Origin of the sequence: Amycolatopsis sp. NPDC006131, from assembly GCF_040614175.1 — a bacterium.
GTDB classification, from domain to species: Bacteria; Actinomycetota; Actinomycetes; order Mycobacteriales; family Pseudonocardiaceae; genus Amycolatopsis_E; species Amycolatopsis_E tucumanensis.
In genome coordinates this window covers 36,760-57,354 of record NZ_JBEXTX010000012.1, presented here as the reverse complement: position 1 = coordinate 57,354, position 20,595 = coordinate 36,760, and the positions used below count along the sequence as shown (strand labels likewise).

17 protein-coding genes are annotated in these 20,595 nt (G+C 72.1%); 9 read left to right on the top strand and 8 right to left on the bottom strand.

What is annotated here, in order from left to right; translation table 11 throughout:
- Window positions 1-19 precede the first annotated feature (19 nt).
- Window positions 20-1,258, bottom strand: a complete 1,239-nt coding sequence (locus ABZ215_RS09655; RefSeq protein ID WP_354949099.1) for an MFS transporter — start codon at window positions 1,256-1,258, stop codon at window positions 20-22.
- A 232-nt stretch (window positions 1,259-1,490) separates the two neighbouring features.
- Between ABZ215_RS09655 and ABZ215_RS09650 the strand changes: the two genes are divergently transcribed.
- Complete coding sequence (locus ABZ215_RS09650; RefSeq protein ID WP_255346830.1) at window positions 1,491-2,126, top strand: YqgE/AlgH family protein; 636 nt, start codon at window positions 1,491-1,493, stop codon at window positions 2,124-2,126.
- Here the strand turns inward: ABZ215_RS09650 and ABZ215_RS09645 are convergent.
- Window positions 2,123-2,527 carry an SdpI family protein gene (locus ABZ215_RS09645; RefSeq protein WP_354949049.1) on the bottom strand — a complete coding sequence of 135 codons (405 nt, stop codon included), beginning with the start codon at window positions 2,525-2,527 and terminating at the stop codon, window positions 2,123-2,125. The genes ABZ215_RS09650 and ABZ215_RS09645 overlap by 4 nt on opposite strands.
- Before the next feature lie 66 nt (window positions 2,528-2,593).
- On the opposite strand from ABZ215_RS09645, the gene ABZ215_RS09640 reads away from it, so the two are divergent.
- Entirely contained in the window at window positions 2,594-3,685 is a 1,092-nt protein-coding gene (locus tag ABZ215_RS09640) for an esterase-like activity of phytase family protein (protein ID WP_354949047.1), read from the top strand.
- Between the two features lie 34 nt (window positions 3,686-3,719).
- Complete coding sequence (leuS, locus tag ABZ215_RS09635; protein WP_354949045.1) at window positions 3,720-6,554, top strand: leucine--tRNA ligase; 2,835 nt, start codon at window positions 3,720-3,722, stop codon at window positions 6,552-6,554.
- A gap of 43 nt (window positions 6,555-6,597) precedes the next feature.
- Here leuS and ABZ215_RS09630 read toward each other — a convergent pair whose 3' ends face one another.
- On the bottom strand, window positions 6,598-7,341 hold the full coding sequence (locus tag ABZ215_RS09630; RefSeq protein ID WP_020416200.1) for a TetR/AcrR family transcriptional regulator: 744 nt from the start codon (window positions 7,339-7,341) through the stop codon (window positions 6,598-6,600).
- 392 nt (window positions 7,342-7,733) lie between these two features.
- On the opposite strand from ABZ215_RS09630, the gene ptsP reads away from it, so the two are divergent.
- On the top strand, window positions 7,734-9,365 hold the full coding sequence (gene ptsP / locus ABZ215_RS09625) for a phosphoenolpyruvate--protein phosphotransferase (protein ID WP_354949043.1): 1,632 nt from the start codon (window positions 7,734-7,736) through the stop codon (window positions 9,363-9,365).
- A 529-nt stretch (window positions 9,366-9,894) separates the two neighbouring features.
- Here ptsP and ABZ215_RS09620 read toward each other — a convergent pair.
- Genes ABZ215_RS09620 through ABZ215_RS09605 form a run of 4 tightly spaced genes read right to left on the bottom strand, consistent with a single transcriptional unit; the run spans window position 9,895 to window position 13,513 of the window.
- Window positions 9,895-10,512, bottom strand: coding sequence for a DUF1707 domain-containing protein (locus ABZ215_RS09620; protein ID WP_020416198.1), 618 nt, complete (start codon window positions 10,510-10,512; stop codon window positions 9,895-9,897).
- A 48-nt stretch (window positions 10,513-10,560) separates the two neighbouring features.
- Window positions 10,561-11,205, bottom strand: coding sequence for a response regulator transcription factor (locus ABZ215_RS09615; protein ID WP_037322754.1), 645 nt, complete (start codon window positions 11,203-11,205; stop codon window positions 10,561-10,563).
- Window positions 11,202-12,338 carry a DUF5931 domain-containing protein gene (locus ABZ215_RS09610; RefSeq protein ID WP_237335852.1) on the bottom strand — a complete coding sequence of 379 codons (1,137 nt, stop codon included), beginning with the start codon at window positions 12,336-12,338 and terminating at the stop codon, window positions 11,202-11,204. The genes ABZ215_RS09615 and ABZ215_RS09610 overlap by 4 nt, the downstream gene beginning before the upstream one ends.
- Window positions 12,335-13,513, bottom strand: a complete 1,179-nt coding sequence (locus ABZ215_RS09605) for an AI-2E family transporter (RefSeq protein WP_020416195.1) — start codon at window positions 13,511-13,513, stop codon at window positions 12,335-12,337. The genes ABZ215_RS09610 and ABZ215_RS09605 overlap by 4 nt, the downstream gene beginning before the upstream one ends.
- A gap of 195 nt (window positions 13,514-13,708) precedes the next feature.
- On the opposite strand from ABZ215_RS09605, the gene ABZ215_RS09600 reads away from it, so the two are divergent.
- The 5 genes from ABZ215_RS09600 (at window position 13,709) to ABZ215_RS09580 (ending at window position 19,675) form a co-directional block, all read left to right on the top strand.
- Complete coding sequence (locus ABZ215_RS09600) at window positions 13,709-14,410, top strand: hypothetical protein (protein ID WP_354949041.1); 702 nt, start codon at window positions 13,709-13,711, stop codon at window positions 14,408-14,410.
- A gap of 217 nt (window positions 14,411-14,627) precedes the next feature.
- Window positions 14,628-15,086, top strand: a complete 459-nt coding sequence (locus tag ABZ215_RS09595) for a hypothetical protein (protein ID WP_020416193.1) — start codon at window positions 14,628-14,630, stop codon at window positions 15,084-15,086.
- Between the two features lie 40 nt (window positions 15,087-15,126).
- Window positions 15,127-15,372 (top strand): hypothetical protein, encoded by a 246-nt coding sequence (locus tag ABZ215_RS09590; protein ID WP_020416192.1) that lies wholly within the window; start codon window positions 15,127-15,129, stop codon window positions 15,370-15,372.
- A gap of 285 nt (window positions 15,373-15,657) precedes the next feature.
- A complete protein-coding gene (locus ABZ215_RS09585) occupies window positions 15,658-16,569 on the top strand; it encodes a hypothetical protein (protein ID WP_020416191.1) in 912 nt (303 codons plus the stop codon).
- A 196-nt stretch (window positions 16,570-16,765) separates the two neighbouring features.
- Complete coding sequence (locus ABZ215_RS09580) at window positions 16,766-19,675, top strand: hypothetical protein (protein WP_354949039.1); 2,910 nt, start codon at window positions 16,766-16,768, stop codon at window positions 19,673-19,675.
- 57 nt (window positions 19,676-19,732) lie between these two features.
- Here the strand turns inward: ABZ215_RS09580 and ABZ215_RS09575 are convergent, their stop codons facing one another.
- Complete coding sequence (locus tag ABZ215_RS09575) at window positions 19,733-20,503, bottom strand: class III extradiol ring-cleavage dioxygenase (RefSeq protein WP_027935570.1); 771 nt, start codon at window positions 20,501-20,503, stop codon at window positions 19,733-19,735.
- Window positions 20,504-20,595 lie beyond the last annotated feature (92 nt).

Here is a 20,595-nt window from a genome sequence, read left to right as displayed (position 1 = left end):
CGAGTTCGGGCCAAATGGCTCACTCGGTGCGGGCGCGCCGCGCGATCACCAGGTACCCGGCCGCGCCGAGCAGGTACAGCGCGGTGGCGACGAGCAGCAGCGACACGGACCGCCCGGTCAACGGCACGACCGTCGCGGCGAGGGAGACCGCGATCACCTGCGTGATGTTGAACAGCGTGTCGTACAGGGAGAACACCCGGCCGCGGGCCTCGTCGCGCACGTCGTGCTGGATCGAGGAGTCCACGCACAGCTTGACGACCTGGCCGGCGGCGGTGATGACGAACGACGCGACCAGCACGGTCGGCAGCTGCATCGGCAGGCCGAGCCCGGCCTGTGCGACCGCGGCGACCACCAGCGCGCCGGGGATCGCGCGGCGGCGGCCGAGCTTGCGCACCAGCCGCGGGGTGAGGAAACCGGCGAACAGGATCCCGGCGCCCGCCATCGCGGCGAGCTGCCCCAGCCCGGGCAGCCCGGCCTTGAGCAGCCCGTGGTCGGTGAAGCTGAAGCGCAGCAGCAGCACCGTGATCAGCAGTGAGATGCCGTAGGACGCCCGGTGCGCGAGCAGGGCGACGAACCCGGCGACGACGCTGGGCGCGCCGAGCGCGGCCTTGGCGCCGTCGACGAGGCCGCGGGCCACGGCGAGCACCGCGTCACTCGGCTCGTCGACCGTGTCCGGCCCGAGCGCGCCCCGGGCGAACCGGCGCGCGATCGCGGCGGAGACGAGCGTGCCGAGCACCGCGACGGCCGTCGTCCAGCCGGAACCGGTGTTCCCGGCGCCGATCAGCGCCCGCAACCCGATGGCGACCCCGCCGCCGAGGACCGCGACCAGCGAGCCGAGCGTGGTCGCCACCGCGTTGGCCGTCACCAGGGTGCCCGGTGGGACGACGTGCGGCAGCGACGCGGACAGACCGGACCCGACGAACCGGGAGATGCCCTCGACGATCAGCGCGAGCACGAACAGTTCCAGTCCGGCGAACCCGAGCCCGACCGCGACCGCGGTCGCGACGATCGCCGTGCCGCGCAGCAGGTTGGCCACGATCAGCACGCGCCGCCGGTCCCAGCGGTCCAGCAGCGCGCCGGCGAACGGCCCGATGAACGAGTACGGCAGCAGCAGGACGGCGAACCCGCCCGCGATGGTCAGCGGGTCGGCGCCCCGCTCGGGGTTGAACAGCACCGCCCCGGCCAGCCCGGCGCGGAACATGCCGTCGGAGAACTGGGCGGCGAAGCGGGTGAACAGCAGCGTGCGGAAGCCCGCCATCGCGAAGAACGCTCGCGGTGACACCTTCTCGACGGAGTGTGCACTCGCTGTCACGGCTCACCAGCTTACGGTGCCGGGCGCGCCGGAAGGAGGGGAAGATTTCGAGGGCCGGCGCACTTGGTCGCCTCTCGGCGGCATTGCGCAGTGTGGCTCCTGCCGAACGGTATTCCACAAAGGCTTTTCTTCAGTGAGCCCGGGGGACACGGAGTGCGCCGGCCACCCCGTTCAACGGGTGGGGGCCGCGCCTTGTTCCCGGCCGTGCGGCCCGGTTTTCCGGGAGTGGGATCATGGGTGCGTGCCAGCGGACGCCGAGGTTGAACCGGGATCGCTCCTGGTCGCCGCTCCTACGATGTTCGATCCCAACTTCCGCCGCACGGTGGTGTTCATCATCGACCACCGGGAGGAGGGAACGCTCGGGGTCGTCCTGAACCGCCCGAGCGACGTGCCGGTCGACGACGTGCTGCCCAGCTGGGGACGGCACGTGGTGGAGCCGCAGTCGGTGTTCGTCGGCGGGCCGGTGGAGAAGAAGACCGCGTTGTGCCTGGCCGCGCTGCGCGCCGGGGAGACCGCGTCGGGCGTGCCGGGGCTGATCGGCGTGCGCGGCCCGGTGGCGCTGGTCGACCTGGACGCCGATCCGGACGCGCTGGTGCCGAAGGTGCGCGGCCTGCGGGTGTTCGCGGGTTACGCGGGCTGGGACTCCGGTCAGCTGGACGGCGAGATCGACCGCGGTGACTGGCTCATCGTCCCGGCGCTGCCCAGCGACGTGCTGGCCACGCCGGAGCGGGACCTGTGGGGCCAGGTGCTGCGCCGCCAGGGTGTGCCGACGGCCTTGCTGGCGACCCACCCCGGTGATCTGCAGCGGAACTAAGCGCGCTGGACGGCGCACCCACCGCACGCGCAACCGGAGCAGCCGGCCGGCGCGGCGGGAGCGGGCGGCGGCACGGCGGCCGCGGCCCGGTTGCCCAGCACGCCACCACCGGCGACGAGCGCGAACATGCCGACCAGGCCGATCGCGGTCGCGGTCAGGACACCCGCGGTGCCCGGCATGAGCAGGCCGGCGATCCCGGCCACGATCCCGACCACCCCGGCGACCATCGTGGGCAGCCCGGCGACCCGGTTCGCGATGCGGAACGCTTCGTCGGAGCGCAGGGTGGCGGCCGTGCGCACACCGGCGCCGCGGTCGCGCGGGAGTTTCTCCCGCCAGCCGAGCAGGCCTCCCCAGCCCACGACGACACCCAGCACGAGCGGAACCAGCGCGACTACGAACACGTCAACGAGCATAAGCGTGATGTTGGCGCTACCCGCTGGACACCCGGGTGCGCTGTGCTGCACGCCATGCTGAAGCGACTCTCGGTCGGCGCGCTCGCCGGCTCTCTGCTCTTGACCGTCGCTCCCGCCGCACAGGCCGCTCCCGCGCCCGTGCGTTTCCTGGGGGAACAAATCATCTCGCACGCGCTGCCCGTCGGCGACTACACGATCGGGGAGTTGTCGAGCATCGACTACGACCCGCGCACCGGCGAGTACGTCTTCATCGCCGACGACACCTCCGAGGCGCCGGCCCGGTTCTTCACGGCGAAGGTCCCGGTGTCCGCCACGGGGCTCGGCCCGGTCACCTTCACCAGCGCGCAGCTATTCCGGCAGCCGGACGGCGGCACCTACCCGGAGGACTCGGTCGACCCCGAGGAGATGCGGGTCGACCCGTGGACCGGCTCCTACTACTGGAGCCAGGAGGGCATCCGGTCGGACGCCGCGCTGATCGACCCGTCGGTCCAGGTGGCCCGGCGTGACGGCGGCTACGTGCGCACCCTGCCCATCCCGGACAACGAGCGGATGCGCCCGGACTCCGGCCCGCGCCGCAACCTCGTCCTGGAAGGCCTCACCTTCGCCGCCGCGGGCACGCTCGTCGTCAGCTCGGTGGAGGGTCCGCTGCTGCAGGACGGCCCGGTCGCCACACCCGAGCGGGGCGCGCTGTCCCGGATCACCGTGCAGGCCCGCACCGGTCCGGTCCTCGCGCAGTACGCCTACCCGCAGGAGCCGGTCTTCGCCGACTCGAACCCGCCCGGCGGCACCACCGACACCGGCGTCTCGTCGATCCTCGCCGCCGATCCGCTCGACCCGGCGCGCTACCTCGTGATGGAGCGCTCCTACGTGTCCGGCGTCGGCAACAAGGTGCGGATCTACGAGATCGACACGGCCGGCGCGACGAACGTCCTGCACACCGCGTCCCTGGACGGCGCGAAGGTCAAGCCGGTCCGCAAGAAGCTGCTGCTCGACCTGGCGGACTTCCCGCTGTCCAAGGTCGACAACCTGGAGGGCATGACCTGGGGGCCGCGCCTGCCCAGCGGCGAGCGGACCCTGCTGCTGGTCAGCGACGACAACCTGTCGACCCGCCAGATCACGCAGGTCATCGCATTCGCGGTGCGCTGAGAGCCGGGCAGGCCGGGCCGCTTACCATGGTTGGGTGAGTGAAGCAATCGAGGACACGCCCGGCCACCGGTACAACGCCGAGCTGGCCGGTCGGGTCGAGCTGCGCTGGCAGAACTACTGGGCCGATCACGGCACCTTCCACGCGCCGAACCCGGCCGGCTCGCTGGCGACCGACTCCAGCGTTCCCTCGGACAAGCTCTTCGTGCAGGACATGTTCCCCTACCCGTCGGGGGCCGGTCTGCACGTCGGGCACCCGCTGGGCTTCATCGCGACGGACGTCTACGCCCGCTACCACCGGATGATCGGGCGCAACGTCCTGCACACCATGGGCTTCGACGCGTTCGGCCTGCCCGCCGAGCAGTACGCGGTGCAGACGGGGCAGCACCCGCGCACGACGACCGAGCAGAACATGGAGACCTACCTGCGGCAGATCCGCAGGCTGGGGCTCGGTCACGACGAGCGCCGCCGGATCGCGACGATCGATCCGGAGTACTACAAGTGGACCCAGTGGATCTTCCTGAAGATCTACAACTCCTGGTACGACGAGAAGCTGGGCAAGGCCCGACCCATCGTCGAGCTGGAGGCCGAGTACGCGCAGGACAAGCGCCGCACGCCCGACGGACGCGGCTGGTGCGAGCTGACCCGCGCCGAGCAGCTGGCGATCCTGGACGAGCACCGGCTGGCCTACATCTCCGAGGCGCCGGTGAACTGGTGCCCGGGCCTGGGCACGGTGCTGTCCAACGAGGAGGTCACGCCGGACGGCCGCAGTGAGCGCGGCAACTTCCCGGTGTTCCGCCGCAACCTGCGCCAGTGGATGATGCGCATCACCGCCTACGCCGACCGCCTTGTCGACGACCTGGACCGGCTGGAGTGGCCGGAGAAGGTCAAGTCGATGCAGCGCAACTGGATCGGCCGCTCGCACGGCGCGCGCGTCACCTTCGCCGCAGGCGAGCACAAGATCGAGGTCTTCACCACCCGGCCGGACACGCTGTTCGGCGCCACGTACATGGTGCTGGCGCCGGAGCACCCGCTGGTCGACGAGCTGACCACCGCGCAATGGCCGTCCGATGTGGACGAGCGGTGGACCGGCGGGGCCGCCACCCCGGCCGAGGCCGTCGCCGCCTACCGCCGCGCCGCGTCGCGGAAGTCCGAACTGGACCGCCAGGAGAGCAAGGACAAGACGGGCGTCTTCGTCGGCTCGTACGCGGTGAACCCGGTCAACGGCAAGGAGATCCCGGTCTTCATCGCCGACTACGTGCTGATGGGCTACGGCACCGGTGCGATCATGGCGGTGCCCGCGCAGGACCAGCGCGACTGGGACTTCGCGGAGAAGTTCGGCCTGGAGATCGTCCGCACCGTCCAGCCGAGCGAGGGCTTCGACGGCAAGGCGTTCACCGGCGACGGGGTCGCGATCAACAGTGGCTTCTTGGACGGGATGAACGTCGACGACGCCAAGAAGACGATCATCGCCTGGCTGGAGGAGAACGGCCACGGCGCCGGCACGGTGCAGTACAAGCTGCGCGACTGGCTGTTCTCGCGGCAGCGGTACTGGGGCGAGCCGTTCCCCATCGTGTACGACGAGGACGGCCAGGCGCACGCGATCCCGGAGCACATGCTCCCGGTCGAGCTGCCCGAGGTGGACGACTACTCGCCGCGCACGTTCGACCCGGAGGACGCCGACAGCGAGCCGTCGCCGCCGCTGTCCCGCGCGAGCGACTGGGTCGAGGTCGAACTGGATCTCGGCGAGGGCAAGAAGACCTACCGCCGCGACACCAACACGATGCCGAACTGGGCCGGTTCCTGCTGGTACCAGCTGCGCTACATCGACCCGGACAACGCCGAGCGGTTCGTCGACGCGGGCAACGAGCAGTACTGGATGGGCCCGCGCCCGGCCGAGCACGGCGTGAACGACCCGGGCGGCGTCGACCTGTACGTCGGCGGCGTCGAGCACGCGGTGCTGCACCTGCTGTACTCGCGGTTCTGGCAGAAGGTGCTGTTCGACCTGGGGTACGTCAGCGCCGAGGAGCCGTACCGGCGGCTGTTCAACCAGGGCTACATCCAGGCCTACGCCTACACCGACGAGCGTGGCTTCTACGTCCCGGCCGAGGAGGTCGAGGAGAAGGACGGCAAGTTCTTCCACCAGGGCAAGGAAGTCAAGCAAGAGTACGGGAAGATGGGCAAGAGCCTGAAGAACGTGGTCACGCCCGACCAGATGGCGGCGGACTACGGGGCCGACACCTTCCGGTTCTACGAGATGTCGATGGGCCCGCTGGCCGACTCCCGGCCGTGGGCGACCAAGGACGTCGTCGGCGCCCACCGGTTCCTGCAGCGCGTGTGGCGGCTGGTGGTCTCCGAGCAGACCGGTGAGCTGCGCGTGTCCGGCGCGGAGGCGACGGACGAGGACCGTCGCGTCCTGCACAAGACCATCGCCGGGGTCCGCGACGACTACTCGGGCCTGCGGTTCAACACCGCGGGCGCGAAGCTGATCGAGTACAACAACCACCTGACCAAGGTCTACGGCGCCGCCGAGGCGACGCCGCGCGAACTGGTCGAGCCGCTGGTGCTGATGCTGGCGCCGCTGTGCCCGCACATCGCCGAGGAGCTGTGGCACCGGCTGGGCCACGAGGACTCGCTGGTGCACGGCCCGTTCCCGGTCGCGGACGAGAAGTACCTGGTCGAGGACACGGTGGAGTACCCGATCCAGGTCAACGGCAAGGTCCGCGCCCGGATCCAGGTGCCCGCCGACGCGGCGAAGGACGCCGTCGAGGCGGCGGCGCTGGCCGACGAGAAGATCGTGGCGCTGCTGAACGGCGGCACGCCGCGCAAGGTCATCGTCGTGCCGGGCCGCCTGGTGAACGTGGTCCTCTGACGCCCCCGACCACGTCGCACATTGTCGAGAAAGTGCGACGTGGTCAGGGGGTGTCGAGGCCGATCTCGCGTGCGAGGTCGGCCAGCAGCGCGTCGAACACGGCGTCCGGCTTGGACATCGGGATCGGGTAGTTGCCGAACACCTCCAGCGTCACGTGCCCGTAGAGGCGCGCCCAGAACTGGATCATCACGTACGTGGTGCCCAGGTCGAGCTTGTCGGGCGGGAAGTCGACGCCGGACTCGCGCAGCACCGCGAGCAGGTCGTCCTGGAACGCGGTCAGGTCGTCGTGCAGCTCGACCGGCACCGCTTCGGCCGGCGGGATCTCCAGCTGGAAGTTGGCCAGCAGGTGCCCGGCCGCGGTGAGGAAGATCCGGCCGAACGGCTCGTTGGCCCGGTTCAGGGTCGCCACGCTGCCCGCGGCCGAGCCGACCTCGCCGGTCGGCGACGCGAACACGAGCGTGAACTCCTTGGTGTGGGTGAGCGCCCAGCGGCGGAAGCCGCGGCAGATCGCGAAGAGCTGGACCGCGCCGTCGTCGGGCAGCCCGGAGAGTTCTTCGGTGAGTTCGGCGGCCAGGTCGGCGACGACGTCGAGGCGGAGGTGCTCGACGAGGTCGTCGCGTGAGCCGTAGTACCGGTAGAGGGCGGGTGCGGTGATGCCGAGCTCGCGGGCGATGGCCCGCAGGGTCACGGCTTCCGGTCCGCGCTCGACGAGGAGCTTGCGCGCGGTGCGGCGGATGTCCTGATCGGTCGCCGCGCGCTCGCGACCCCGTCGGGTCGGCTTGTCCATCCCGGCATTCTAGAAGGTGAGCGCGGCATTTCCGACGGAATCGGGCGCCGCCGGTACCGATCGCTCGGGGGGCTACGCGATCGGTACCAGCGACCCGATGCCCGGCTTCCGGTGGCGCAACCGGTGCCGGACGCCAAGTGAGAGCCCGCGTGAACCCTGGCGGGACGGCCCGATGTCGAGATTGCCCCGATCGGGTGAACGCCGCGGACGCTCACCCTAGTGTCGCACCATTGGCCGCAGAAGTTACAAGAATCTTCACGTTTGCATAGGGAAGAGTGCCCGGACGGGCTCGCCGCGCTCTGGTCGCGAGCCTTCCAGTCCGACGGCTGCGGAAGCGGCGGGTTCGTGGAACGCTGGTCGGGAACGGATCCGGAGAGGGTATGGTCTAGACCATGTCGGAAACGAGGCTGTCCGGGGTGCCGGTGAGCCCGGGGCGCGCGAGCGGTCCGGTCGTCGCCGTGGCCGAACCCGCAGGCGCACCCGAGAGCGGGCCCGCGCCGTCCGATCCGCAGGCCGAGGCCGCGCGGATCGCCCCCGCCGCGCGCGTGGTCGCCGAGCGGCTGGAAGCGCTTGCGGGCCAGGCGTCCGGCGATGCCGCGACGATCCTGCTGACCAGCGCGGCGATGGCGGGTGACCCGGCGCTGATCAGCGAGGCGGAACGGTTGGTGGCTGCGGAAGGCAGGCCCGCCGAGCGGGCGGTCTACGAGGCGGCGAACGGCTTCGCGAAAGCGCTTGCAGCAGCCGGCGGGTACATGGCCGAGCGGGTCCGCGACATCGAGGACATCCGGGACCGCGTGATTGCCGAGCTGCGCGGTGTCGCGCCGCCGGGCGTGCCCGACCTGGCCGGCCCGAGCGTCCTCGTCGCGCGGGACCTGGCGCCTGCCGACACGGCGGGCCTTGACCCGGCGCAGGTGCTCGCCCTGGTGACCGAGGAGGGCGGGCCGACCAGCCACACCGCGATCCTGGCTCGGTCGCTGGGCATTCCGGCCGTGGTGGCGGTGCGCGGCGTCCTCGCGCTGGAGGCGGACGCGCTGCTGGTGGACGGCGACACCGGCGTGGTGGAGGTCGTCGCGGCGGACGCCCCGGTGGTCGCCGCGGCCCGCGAAGGCGCGGCGGAGTGGAACGGCGTCGGCGCGACGGCGGACGACCACCGCGTCAAGGTGCTCGGCAACGTCGGCTCACCCGCGGATGCGCGGGCCGCCGCGGACGCGGGCGCGGAGGGCGTCGGCCTGTTCCGCACGGAGTTCTGCTACCTGGACGCACCGGCCGAGCCGCCGGTCGGCGAGCAGCGCGCCGCGTACGCCGCGGTGCTGGCGCCGTTCGCGGGGAAGCCGGTGGTCGTGCGGACGCTGGACGCGGGCGCCGACAAGCCGCTGGCGTTCCTGTCCCCCGCGGCGGAACCGAACCCGGCGCTCGGCGTGCGTGGCCTGCGTGTGGCGTTCGACCGGCCGGACGTGCTGGACCGGCAACTGGAAGCGATCGCGGGCGCGGCCGCGGATTCGGGCGCCGAGGTGTCGGTGATGGCGCCGATGGTGGCGACTGCCGAGGAGGCGGCGTGGTTCGCGGAACGCGTGCGGGCGGCCGGAATCGCGCGGGCCGGGGTGATGATCGAGGTGCCGTCGGCCGCGCTGGCGGCGGAGGAGATCCTGGCGGCGGTCGACTTCGTCTCGGTGGGCACGAACGACCTGGCGCAGTACACGTTCGCCGCGGACCGTCAGCTGGGCGCGGTGGCCGGCCTGAACGACCCGTGGCAGCCCGCGCTGCTGCGGCTGATCGCGATGATCGGCGCGGCCGCGAAGGCGAGCGGCAAACCGGCGGGCGTGTGCGGTGAGGCGGCCGCGGATCCCCTGCTGGCCCGCGTGCTCACCGGACTGGGCATGACGAGCCTGTCGATGAACGCGAGCGCGATCCGCGCAGTGGGAGCCGGCCTGGCCACGGCCACGCTGGCCGACTGCGAAGCGGCTGCACAGGCCGCGCTCAAGGCCACGACACCGGCCGAGGCCCGCGCCGCCGCAAGGGGCTGACCGCGGGGGAACTGACTACGCGGCGCTGGCCGGGGCGGGGCTGGCTGCGCGGGGCTGACCGTGCGGGGTGAGCCTCGGTGGCTGACCTCTGGGGGTTAGCCCGGTGGGGCTGACCGCGGGGGAACTGACTACGCGGCGCTGGCCGGGCGGGGCTGACCGTGCGGGCTGAGCCTCGGTGGCTGACCGTGCGGGGGTTAGCCCCGGTGGGGCTGATTGCGCTGGGTCTGGGGCTGGCCGCGCGCGGGGTTGCAGGCGCTTGCGGCGAGTGGCACCGCGAGAGCTCGCGCCTCGCGGCCGGTGGCGCCCCTTCGGCGCGGTGGCGCCACGGTCTCCGCCGTAGCCGCTGCCCGCCTGCGGCGCGAACTCCCGCGCGCAACCGGTGCGAACGCCACGACCACTGGCGCCTACCGGGTGCCATCAACCCGCCAAAGCGACCCCCGCGCCACTGGTGCCCAGCTTCCCCTCCAGGGCGCCGCGCGCCAGGGGTGCCCGTCGCCCGCCGTGCGAACGCCCCGGCGCCACCCCGCCGCTACAGGCCGAAAATCCCTCGCCGCGGGTGGCGGATCACCAGCGAGCCCCCGTGCAACCGCCCGGCGAACACCAGCCGCGGGTTGCCCGGCCGGCCGTCCGAACCGGTCTTGTCCTGCAGCGAGCCATACTTGATCTCGGTGATCGCGTTCAGGTCGACCGCCGCGTGCTCGGGGATGATCACCTCGACCGAGCCCCACTTGCAGTCCAGCTCGACGCGCACCACCGGGCTGCTCACCTGCGCCTCGCTGAAGTCGAGCTTCGTCGAGCCGTACCGGTTGCGCACCACGACCTCCGGCGGCACCAGCCAGCGGCCGTTGCGCACCAGCGCCGAGTACTTCGCGTTCAGCTCCAGCCGCTGGTCGGACGAGTACGACGCGGCGGGCGCGGCCGGGTACACGTCGGGGTGCACCAGCCCGGGCAGGTCCGCGAGCACGGCGTTCAGCTCACCCCGCGTCCGCGCCGCCAGCGCCGTGTCGGTGCGCTCGGTGAACTCGTCCAGGTCGATCATGCCGCGGCCGATCGCCTTCTGCAGCACCTCGACGACGTGCTCGCGCTCCGCGTCCGACACCCGCAGGTCGCGCGGGCTCATCGGCTTGGTCCCGGTCTCCTCGCCCATGCCACCACGCTACGGCCGGGGACCCCGAACCGAGATCCGGGAAAATCCCTAGTCTTTGTCCAGCCCGTGCTCGATCGCGTAGCGCGCGAGCTCCACGCGGTTGTGCAGCTGCAGCTTCCGCAGCGTCGACTGCACGTGGTTCTCCACCGTCCGGTGGGACAACACGAGCCGCTCGGCGATCTGCCGCGCCGTGAGGCCCTTCGCGACCAGCCGCAGGACGTCGGTCTCCCGTTCGGTCAGCCGCGGCGGCGCCACCCCGCCGGCCGGCGCGTCCGCCATCCGCCGGTACTCGCCCAGCACCAGGCCGGCCAGCCCGGGCGTGAAGACCGGGTCGCCCTCCGCGGTCCGGCGCACGGCCTCGACCAGTTCCCGCACCGACGCCGACTTCACCAGGTACCCGGACGCCCCGGCCTTGACCGCCTCCAGCACGTCGCTGTGCTCGCCGCTGGCCGACAGCACCAGCACCCGGGTGTCCGGCAGCGACGTGGTGATCTCGCGGGTCGCGTCGACCCCGGACGTGCTGCCCAGGTTCATGTCCATCAGCACCACGTCGGGCCGGACCGCGGCCGCGATGCGCACCGCGGCGGTGGCGTCCGGCGCGGTCGCCCGCACGTCGAAGCCGTTCTCGGTCAGGTCGCGCGCCACGCCGTCCCGCCAGATCGGGTGGTCGTCGACGACCATCACGCTGATCATTTCCTCGGCACCCGGATCTCCCATTCGGTCCCCTGCCCTGGCGCGGTCTCCAGGGAGATCGTGCCACCGAGTTCGGCCACGCGTCCCCGCATCGAGCGAACAACGCCCAACCGGCCCTCACCCTCCGCATCCGCGAGCCGTCCCTCGGGGATGCCCGGACCGTCGTCCCGGACGGTCACCACGACCTCGCCACCGACGTCCTCCAGCAGCACCCACGCCTTGGCCGCCGGGCCGGCGTGCTTGTCGACGTTGGACAGGGCCTCGCGGACGACGGCGACCAGCTCCGCGGTCGTGCGCGACGGCAGGTTCACCTCGCCCGCCGGAGCGGCGACCTGCACCTTCGACGACCCCAGCAGTTGCAGCGCGGCCCGCAGGTCGGTCTCGCCGGTGCTGTGCCCCCTCGGCCCGGTGGTGACCAGCGCCCGCAGCGCGATCTCCTGCTCACCGGCCAGTTCGGCGAGCTCGGCCGCCTCCCCGCCCAGCTCGGCGCCGCGCCGCCGGACGCGCGCCAGCACCTGCAGCACGCTGTCGTGGATGTCCCGCGCCAGCCGTTCCCGCTCGGCGTTCGCGACCTCGGTGCGCAGCGCCTCGGCGAGCACGGCCGCCGACTTGCGGGCGGTGGTCGCGCTCATCCCGATCAGCAGCCCGCTCGCGACCAGCAGCACCCCGTCGCGCGCCACGTCGAGGGTGAACCCCTGCCGCGCGATCCCCGTCGCGGCCGCGATCACCAGCCCGGCGGCGACACCGCCCACCCCGCCGAAGCGCGTGCCCGCGGCGACCGGCGCCCCGGCCACCCACACGGTCGTGATCAGCGGCGCCACGGCCGCGTTCTGCGCGTCGGTCAGGATCCACGGCGAGGTCAGCATCAGGGCGCAGGTGACCAGGACGTCGGCGAGGACGAACCAGCGCCACCGCCACCGCAGCGCCTCCCGCGCGTAGACCAGCGCGGTCGCGACCGTCCACAAGGCCATCGCGCCGAGCACGGTCCAGGCCAGCCACGGTCGCTGGTAGCCGTCGCTGTGCACGATCACCGCACCCAGCGCGAACAGCAGAGTCAGCACGCGCAGGCCGATCGTGCCCCACCACAGCGGGGTCGCCGGTTCGCGCGCCGTCGGGCCGAACCGGCGGCTCACGACTTGTCCGGTTCGCCGGGCTCCTTGTCCGCCTCCGCGGGGTCGGCGTTGGGCACGGCTTCGATGTCGTGCAGGACGTCGACCTCGGCCGGGTCCGGGTCGACCTCGTGCAGCAGCGAGCGCACGCCGGCGTTGACGATCGACATCAGCGGCACCGCGAGCAGCGCGCCCGGGATGCCGTAGATGACCAGGCCCGCGGCGATGCCGAGCACCACGGCCAGCGGGTGCAGCTTGACCGCCCGGCCGAGCAGCAGCGGCTGCAGGATGTGGCTCTCCAGCTGCATGACCGCGATCAGGATCGCCAGCACGATCAGCGCGGTGACGAAACCCTTGGTGACCAGCGCGACGAGCACGGCGACCGCGCCGGTGATCACCGCGCCGAAGATCGGGATGAACGCGCCGAGGAACACCAGCGTGGACAGCGGGATCGCGAGCGGGACACCGAGGATCGCCAGCCCGATCCCGACGCCGACCGCGTCCACCACGGCGACCGCGGCGGTGGCACGGACGAACGCGACCAGCGAGGCGAACCCGCGCCGGCCCGCGACGTCCACCCGGCGCCGGACCCGCTGCGGGATGCCCAGCGTCACCCAGCTCCAGATCTTGTCGCCGCCGGCGAGGAAGAAGATCAGGACGAACAGCGTCAGCACGAACCCGGTGAGGATCTCGCCGACGGTGGTCGCCGTGGTGAGCGCGCTGTTGGTGAACGCGGCCTGGTTGTCCTGCAGGAACGCGATCGAGTTGTCCAGGAACTGCTGGATCTGCTCCTGCTTGAGGTGCAGGTCGTTGATCAGCCAGTCGCGGATCTGGTCGAGGCTGCTGTTGACCTGGCTGGTCAGCGCGGGCAGGCCGTCGGTGACGTTGATGACCACGAACGCGAGCAGCCCGCCGAGCACCGCGAGCCCGCCGATCAGCACGATCGCCGTCGCCAGCCCCCTGGGCACCCGGATCTGCACCAGCCGCGCCACCGCCGGGGCGAGCAGCGCGGCGAGCAGCAGCGCGATCGCCACCGGGATCACCACGACCGACAGGAAGGCGAGCAGCCGCAGGATGAGGTAGGCGGCCGCGGCCACCACGAGGAACCGCCAGCTGAACGCGGCGCTGACGCGGAGCCCACGCGGGACGACCGAGTCGTCGCTGAGGAATCCGTACTTCGGGGGCTGCGGCTCACTCACGGATCCACCCTATCGAGCCGGACGAATACGGCAGCGCAACTCGCGCAAGCAGCGCCCGGGCCGGCCATCACACGATCAGGCGCAGTGCCGGCAGCGGGCCAGCGCAGGTTCCGGCGGTATGTCAATCTCGATCAAGATCGACACTGCGTGATCGCGTTGAGCACCCAGCGCGATGAGGGGAGTGGAAACTTCTCCATGGCGCGACGGACCACGGCCGGGACCACCCCGGTGCGCGTGCTGCTCGGCATCGCCGGGGCGTTCGCGATCACGCTGGTGTCCTGGCTCCTCGCCTCGTCGGCGTCGGCTGCCGAGGAGCGGCCGGATCCGCTGGCCCCGTTGATCGACCTCGTCGGCACGACGACCGAGCCGGTGCACGAGGTCGTGCGGCAGGTGACCGAGGTGATCGTGCCACCGCTGCGGACCGACCGGATCGTCGCCGACCTGACCGGCACCGCGCCGGTGTTCCGGGAACCGGCGCGCGCGACCGGCACCACGAGCACGACCCGGGCGAGCGTCCCGCCACCGGCCGCGCCGGAACGCCGAGCCACGGCGAAGCCGTGGCAACCGGAGCCGCGACCGGTCCCGGCGCGCATCACGCCACCCGCGCCGCCCGCGGTCGAGCGCGTCGTCACGCCGGTCCGGCTCCCGGAACCGGCACCAGACGCGATGCCGGACGGTCCGCGGCCGTCGGAGCCGAGGGAGGAAGCGCCGGAACCGGCGGCTCCGGCACCGCCCGCGAACGGCGTCTGCACGGCTCCGGTGCACCCGACGGACACGGCCGGGGCGTGCCCGCCACGTCCGGCGCCACCGCCGGTGCCCGCCGGAATGGCCGACCGGTTCCGTCCCGTTCTCCCTGAATTCATCCGGGCGGACTGCCCGCAGGTCTCCCCCGACTGATTTCCGGCGGAATTCTCCGCGACGTTTCCAGCTGCTCTCCGTTGTGTCCATTTTCAGCCGCTCTGACCAGCAGTGGAGCGGCTTTTTGTGCTGCCCGGAAGCGCTTTCTTCACACTTCCGGGTAGTCGATCTGGTGAATTCTTCCATTCGACGTTTAACGTCATTTGCGACGGGAGTGCGTGGAACTTCCGGCCGAATGAAGAGGAGTGCACTGACGATGTTCAGCAAATTCCGCAAGACGACGGCGGCGGCGGTGCTGGTGGGGGCCGGCCTGCTCGCGATGGGTGCCGCCGGGGGAACGGCGTCGGCGGCGACCGGTTCGGAACCGTCCGGCGTGACCTGCCCCGCGCAGGTGCCGTCGCACCCGACCGGCGCCGACTACGTCAACGCGTGGAACCAGTCCGGGGCCTGCTTCGGCGCGGGCGCCGCGGGGCTGGTCAGCTCGGCGTGGGCCGGCGCGATCCCGTCGATCGTGCAGGGGGCGGCCGGGGCCGTCGGCGTCCGTGACGACAGCGGGCTGACCGCTCCGGTGGTCGTGCCGTCGCACCCGACGGGTGCGGATTACGTCAACGCCTGGAACGAGTCCGGCGCGCTCGCCGGTGCCGGTGCCGCCGGCCTCGTCAGCTCGGCGTGGGCGGGCGCGATCCCGTCCATCGTCCAGGGCGCCCTCGGATAGCGCTTTCACTCACGAACCCACAAACAAAGGAGTGCACGTCATGCGCAAGACCCTGATCCGCGGCGCCGCCGCTTTCGCCATCGCCCTCGGCGCGTTCGCCTTCGCCGGCACGGCGTCGGCCGACGAGCTGACCGCTCCGGTCGTGGTGCCGTCGCACCCGACGGGCGCGGACTACGTCAACGCTTGGAACGAGTCCGGCGCGCTCGCCGGTGCCGGTGCCGCCGGCCTTGTCAGCTCGGCGTGGGCGGGCGCGATCCCGTCCATCGTGCAGGGCGCGCTGGGCTGATTTCCCTTGGTGCGCCCAGAATCTCTGGCATCCTGGGCGCACCGGGCCCGGTCACCTCGCGTAAGGCCCGACCACACCCAGTGTTCTTCACACGATCGTGCGATCAAGTCGTGTCGAAGGTGCGAGGGTCGCCCGGGGTTTGGTTATCTCGACAGCGCAAGCGGTTACCGCATCGATGCGAATACGTTTCGGACACGGTCCGGCGGGGAAACCGCGATCAACTTTTTCGACAGGAGAACGGTGTTGCAGGCGAACGCGGCCATGGGACGGGGTACGGCACCCGCCGTGCGCTGGCTCGTCCGCGCCCTGCTCGTGATCGCCGGTGCCGCACTCGGCACAGCGGCCGCCTGGCTGCTCGGCGACGCCACCGCCTCCGCCACCCAGATCGCCCCCGCTCCCGCCGACACGCGCACGAGCGGTGACGAGCCGACCCCGGTCACCGACCGCGTGGTCACCGCGACCGACGACCTCACCTGGGGCGCCTCCGACCTGGTCGGCAACGCCACGGCGACCGTGCTGAAGTACGGCATGGCCGGCGGTCCGGCGGACCCCGCCCGCGGTGAGGAGGCCGCGGCGGACCTGCGCCAGACGGTCCACTCGTTCACGCGCGACGCGGTGCTGCGCCCGGTCGAGCGCACCCTCGGCACGGCCGAGCACATCAGCCGCAAGCCGCAGGACGCGCCGCAGGTCATCGGCCAGGCGCTGACCCCACCGCCCGCGGTCAAGGACTTCGGCGACAAGGTGTGGAACATCCTGCGCCCCGCTGGCGGAAGCCTGATCAAGCTGCCGGGCCTGGACGGCTCCGGCGACGACGGACAGCCTGCCGCGCTCCCCGCGGCCGAGGTCCTGCCCGCTCCGGTCGCCGACGCCGTGATGGGTCCGGTCGCCAACGCGCTTCCAGACAGCACGCACGGCCAGGCGGCCAAGGCCGGTCACCACGACCGCGCCGCCGACCGTTCCGAGGGTGAGCACCGGGACCAGTTCCCGTACTCGCCGCTGCGCGGGCCGCTCGCGCCCGCGGGTGTTCCGTTCGCCCCCGGTGGCGCTGTCACCGGTGGCCACATCGACGGCCTGCTGTTCGGCGTTCCCGCCGGCGGCCCGGCCGTGCGTGGTGTGGACGACCGCAGTGCTGTCCGCATCGTTTCCCGGCACACGCCGGTTCAGCCGGGCGAGCAGCCCGGTGTCACTCCTGACTGATTTCCGCGCGGGGTAGCTCGAAGCGCCGCCCTGTTCGCCGTGCCCCTTCTTCGGGCCGGTGTCGCGCGCGCAACCAGAGCACCCCGCTTTTCAGCCCTCGCGGGCGCACTCACCCGTGCCCGCGAACCCCGGTGCTCCGTTAGCGCACCGACCCTCAAGCCCCGCAAGGGAACCCGAAGAAAAGGAGAAACCCTCGATGCAGACCTGGGCAAAGCGCGGAATCCAAACCGCGCTGGTCACGGGTGGCTTGCTGATGCTGGGTACTGGCATCGCATCTGCCGACGAGAACGTGAACCCGGACAGTCCGGCCGGTCCGCTGGACGTCAACCTGAGCGTGCCGGTCGACATCCAGGACAACGCCCTGGGCACCCTGGGCAAGCAGGTCAACCTGCCTGAGGTCCACAAGGAGATCAGCACCAAGCCGATCACCGACGCCGCCAACAAGGCCGCTGCCCCGGTCACCAAGACCGGTGCCCTCAAGCCCGCCGCCCCGGCGATGGGCGCCGCCAACGGCGTGGTCGCCAAGGCCACCGACGCCGCCACCGGTGCGGCGCAGCGCGTGGGCCAGGCCACGAACCCGGGCGCCCAGCGCGCCACGGTCGCGCAGGACACCGCTCCGTCCGTTCAGGACAACGGCGACCCGTTCCACGGCAACAAGGTCTCGCTGAACGCCGCGCTGCCGATCCTGATCAGCGGCAACGCGCTCGGTGTGCTGGGTGACGCGTCGGTCGAGTCGGACGCCACGCAGACCTACGAGCACAACTCGGACATCAACACCGACGGTTCGCACGGCGGTCTCGCCGGCAACGTCGTCGCGCTGGACTGGGCCCTGCCCGTCCAGATCTCGGGCAACGCGCTCGGCCTGGTCGGCAGCGGCCACACCTCGGGCAGCGCGACCCAGGAGGCGTCGACCACCGGTGACATCGTCACCGACGGCACCAACGGCGGCCTGTCCGGCAACGTCATCGCCCCGCAGGGCGCGACCCCGCTGCAGGTGTCGGGCAACGCGCTGGGCTGGTTCCTCGGCCACGCCGAGACCGACTTCGAAGGCTCCAGCGAGGCGGAGTCCGGCGGCTCGATCGAGACGCACGGCTCGAAGGGCGCCGGCACCGGCAACGTCGCGGGCGTCCCCGTGGCCCTGCCCGCCAAGGTGTCGGGCAACGCCATCTCCTGGGGTGGCGACGCCGACGTCCCGGCCGGCTCGTACGACGCCGAGGCCGAGGCCGGTGACACCGCCGACGGCCCGCGTGGCCCGAGCTACATCCAGACCGACGGTGACGACTCGTTCCTGGCGGGCAACGTCGCGCAGCCGCAGCCCGCGGTGCCGGCGACCGTCGCGGGCAACGCCGCGGCCTGGATCGGCAACTCGCTCGTCGGCGGCGGCGCGGACCGCCAGTCCGGTGGCGTGGACCTCGGCAGCGAGGCCACCTCGGGCGGCACCACCAGCACCAGCGGTGAGAACGCGGCCGGCTCCGGCAACATCGCGGACGCGCCCGTCGCCCTGCCCGTCGAGGCGTTCTGCGTCGGCGGCACCTGGATCGGCAACGCGCACGCCAACGGCTGCGACAACGAGACCGAGGCGCAGGCCGGTTCGGACACCTTCACCTCCGGCAACGGCAGCTTCCTCGGCGGCAACAGCGTGTCGGCCCCGCCGGCGGGCACCGTCGAGGTCTTCGGTGTCGGCGGCTCCTGGATCGGCAACGCCTCGGGCAGCGCGACCGAGACGAAGGACGTCAAGGCCGGTGGCTACACCGGGACGCTGGGCAACGACTCGGCCGGCTCCGGCAACGCCGTGCAGGTCCCGGTTGCCGTGCCCGCCGAGGTGTTCGGCGTCGGCGGCTCGTGGATCGGTCAGGGGGCCGGGGAGGCTTCCGAGACCAAGACCGTGACCTCCGGTGGCGACGGCAACACCCAGGACGACAACGCCGCGGCCTCCGCGAACCTGGTCCAGGTTCCGGTGTCGGCCCCGGTCCAGGTGTTCGGCATCGGCGGCGCGTGGATCGGCCAGGGCGCCGGCGCGGCCACGACCGACACCACCTCGACCGCGGGTGGCGACGGCAAGGCGACGGGCAAGGGCGGCTTCGCGGCAGGCAACCTCGCCGCGGTGCCGGTTTCGCTCCCGGCGCAGGTGCACGGCCTCGGCGCCGCGTGGATCGGCAACGGGTTCGGCGAGTCGGAGAACGTGACCGACTCGACCGCGGGCGGTGACCTGAACACCACCGGCGAGGGCGGCTCCGTCGCGGGCAACATCGTCGAGGCGCCGGTCGGCGCCGTGGCCACCGTCTTCGGTGACGCCGCGGTGTGGGGCGGCGTGGTCAAGGGCGACGCGTCCAACGACGTCGTCTCGACCGCGGGTGGCGACGCCGAGACCAACGGCGAGGGTGGCTCGATCGCGGGCAACGTGCTCGCGGCGCAGGCGCTGCCGGTGGCCCAGGTGTTCGGCAATGCCGCGAGCCTGGTCGGTGTCGCGCACGCGACCGGCGTCAACGACACCGAGGCCAACTCGGGTGGCGACATCACCACCTCGGGCGAGGGTGGCGCGCTGTCCGGCGACATCTTCGACGTCCCGGCCGCGGCCGTGGCGCAGGTGTTCGGCAACGCCCTGTCCGTGGGCGGGGTCGCGCACGCGGTGGCCGACAACACCACCACCGGGACCGTGGGCGGCACGGACACCACGTCCGGCCCGGCCAAGGCGCTGTCCGGGATCAGCAAGCAGGTGCCGGTCGGCGTCGTCGCGCAGGTCTACGACATCCCGCTGGGCCTGATCGCGGTCACCAGCACGACGGTCAGCAACGCGACGGACATCTCGGTCGCCGGCAAGGAGCCGCAGATCGAGCTGCCGATCACGATGCCGGAGATGGGCGCCACCGCCCTGCCGAAGCTGCCGGCGCTGCCGGCCCGCTCGGAGCGCTCCGCGCTGCCGCAGGTCAACACGCTGCCGGTCGAGCTGCCGGGTGCGGACCTGGCGGACCTGCCCGCGAGCGTCGAGGGTGTCCTGCCCGCCGGTGACCTCCCGGCCATCGCGCAGCTGGACTCCCACCCGACCGCCGTCTTCCAGCAGGTCAACGACCTGGTCGGCGGCAAGGGGATCAACATCAAGGGCTGACGCCCTGACGAAGTGAAAACGGGCCCGGTGGTGCTTCCGGGCCCGTTTTCCGTTGCCTCATCCGATCTGCACGGACCGTTTCGCGAGGCCGTACCAGTAGCCGTCGATGACCGTTTCCGGCCTGGCGTCCTCGGACCCGGCGCCGAGGCTGACGAACAACGGCGCGAAGTGCTCGATGCGCGGGTGCGCGAGCGTCGCGGCGGGCGCCTTGTGGCGGAAGTCGAGCAGCGCGTCGATGTCGTTGGCGCGCAACGTTTCCGCGCCCCACTGGTCGAACTCGGTGGACCACTGCGGCGGGTTGCCGTCCACGCCGACGCCCATCGCGGAGAGGTTGTGCGTGAAGAACCCGCTGCCGATGATCAGCACGCCTTCGTCCCGCAGCGGCTTCAGCTTGCGGCCCAGCTCGAACAGCTTGTGCGGGTCCAGCGTCGGCATGGACATCTGCAGCACCGGCACATCCGCGTCCGGGTACATCTCGACGAGCGGCACGTAGGCGCCGTGGTCGAGGCCGCGGTCGGGGGCCTCGTGCACCTCGGTGCCGGGGCCGGACAGCAGTTTCCGCACCTTCGCGGCCAGCTCGGGCGCGCCGGGGGCCGGGTACTTCACGGTGTAGTAGTGCTCGGGGAAGCCCCAGAAGTCGTAGACCAGCGGAACCGTCGTGGTCGCGCCGACGGTGACCGGCGCCTCCTCCCAGTGCGCCGAGACGACGAGGATCGCCTTGGGCTTGGGCAGGTTCGCCGACCAGTCGGCCAGCTGACGGGTCCACCGGGCGTCATCGGCGAGCGGCGGCGCGCCATGGCTCAGGTAGAGCACGGGAGTCGCACTCATCGCAGCCTCCATGTTTGAAAGTTCAACTACTACGCTACCCGACGCGCTGGGGGCGCGCAGTATTCCCGGCCGCGGAACCGGTACAGAGTGGC

Excerpts from the sequence above, each read along its gene's own strand:
- ABZ215_RS09595 (WP_020416193.1), top strand. The coding sequence starts at position 14,628 with ATGTTCAGCAAATTCCGCAAGACGACGGCGGCGGCGGTGCTGGTGGGG.
- ABZ215_RS09640 (WP_354949047.1), top strand. The coding sequence starts at position 2,594 with ATGCTGAAGCGACTCTCGGTCGGCGCGCTCGCCGGCTCTCTGCTCTTG.
- ABZ215_RS09655 (WP_354949099.1), bottom strand. The coding sequence starts at position 1,258 with ATGGCGGGCTTCCGCACGCTGCTGTTCACCCGCTTCGCCGCCCAGTTC.
- ptsP (WP_354949043.1), top strand. The coding sequence starts at position 7,734 with ATGTCGGAAACGAGGCTGTCCGGGGTGCCGGTGAGCCCGGGGCGCGCG.
- ABZ215_RS09615 (WP_037322754.1), bottom strand. The coding sequence starts at position 11,205 with ATGATCAGCGTGATGGTCGTCGACGACCACCCGATCTGGCGGGACGGC.
- ABZ215_RS09600 (WP_354949041.1), top strand. The coding sequence starts at position 13,709 with ATGGCGCGACGGACCACGGCCGGGACCACCCCGGTGCGCGTGCTGCTC.
- ABZ215_RS09630 (WP_020416200.1), bottom strand. The coding sequence starts at position 7,341 with ATGGACAAGCCGACCCGACGGGGTCGCGAGCGCGCGGCGACCGATCAG.
- ABZ215_RS09575 (WP_027935570.1), bottom strand. The coding sequence starts at position 20,503 with ATGAGTGCGACTCCCGTGCTCTACCTGAGCCATGGCGCGCCGCCGCTC.
- ABZ215_RS09620 (WP_020416198.1), bottom strand. The coding sequence starts at position 10,512 with ATGGGCGAGGAGACCGGGACCAAGCCGATGAGCCCGCGCGACCTGCGG.
- ABZ215_RS09580 (WP_354949039.1), top strand. The coding sequence starts at position 16,766 with ATGCAGACCTGGGCAAAGCGCGGAATCCAAACCGCGCTGGTCACGGGT.
- ABZ215_RS09590 (WP_020416192.1), top strand. The coding sequence starts at position 15,127 with ATGCGCAAGACCCTGATCCGCGGCGCCGCCGCTTTCGCCATCGCCCTC.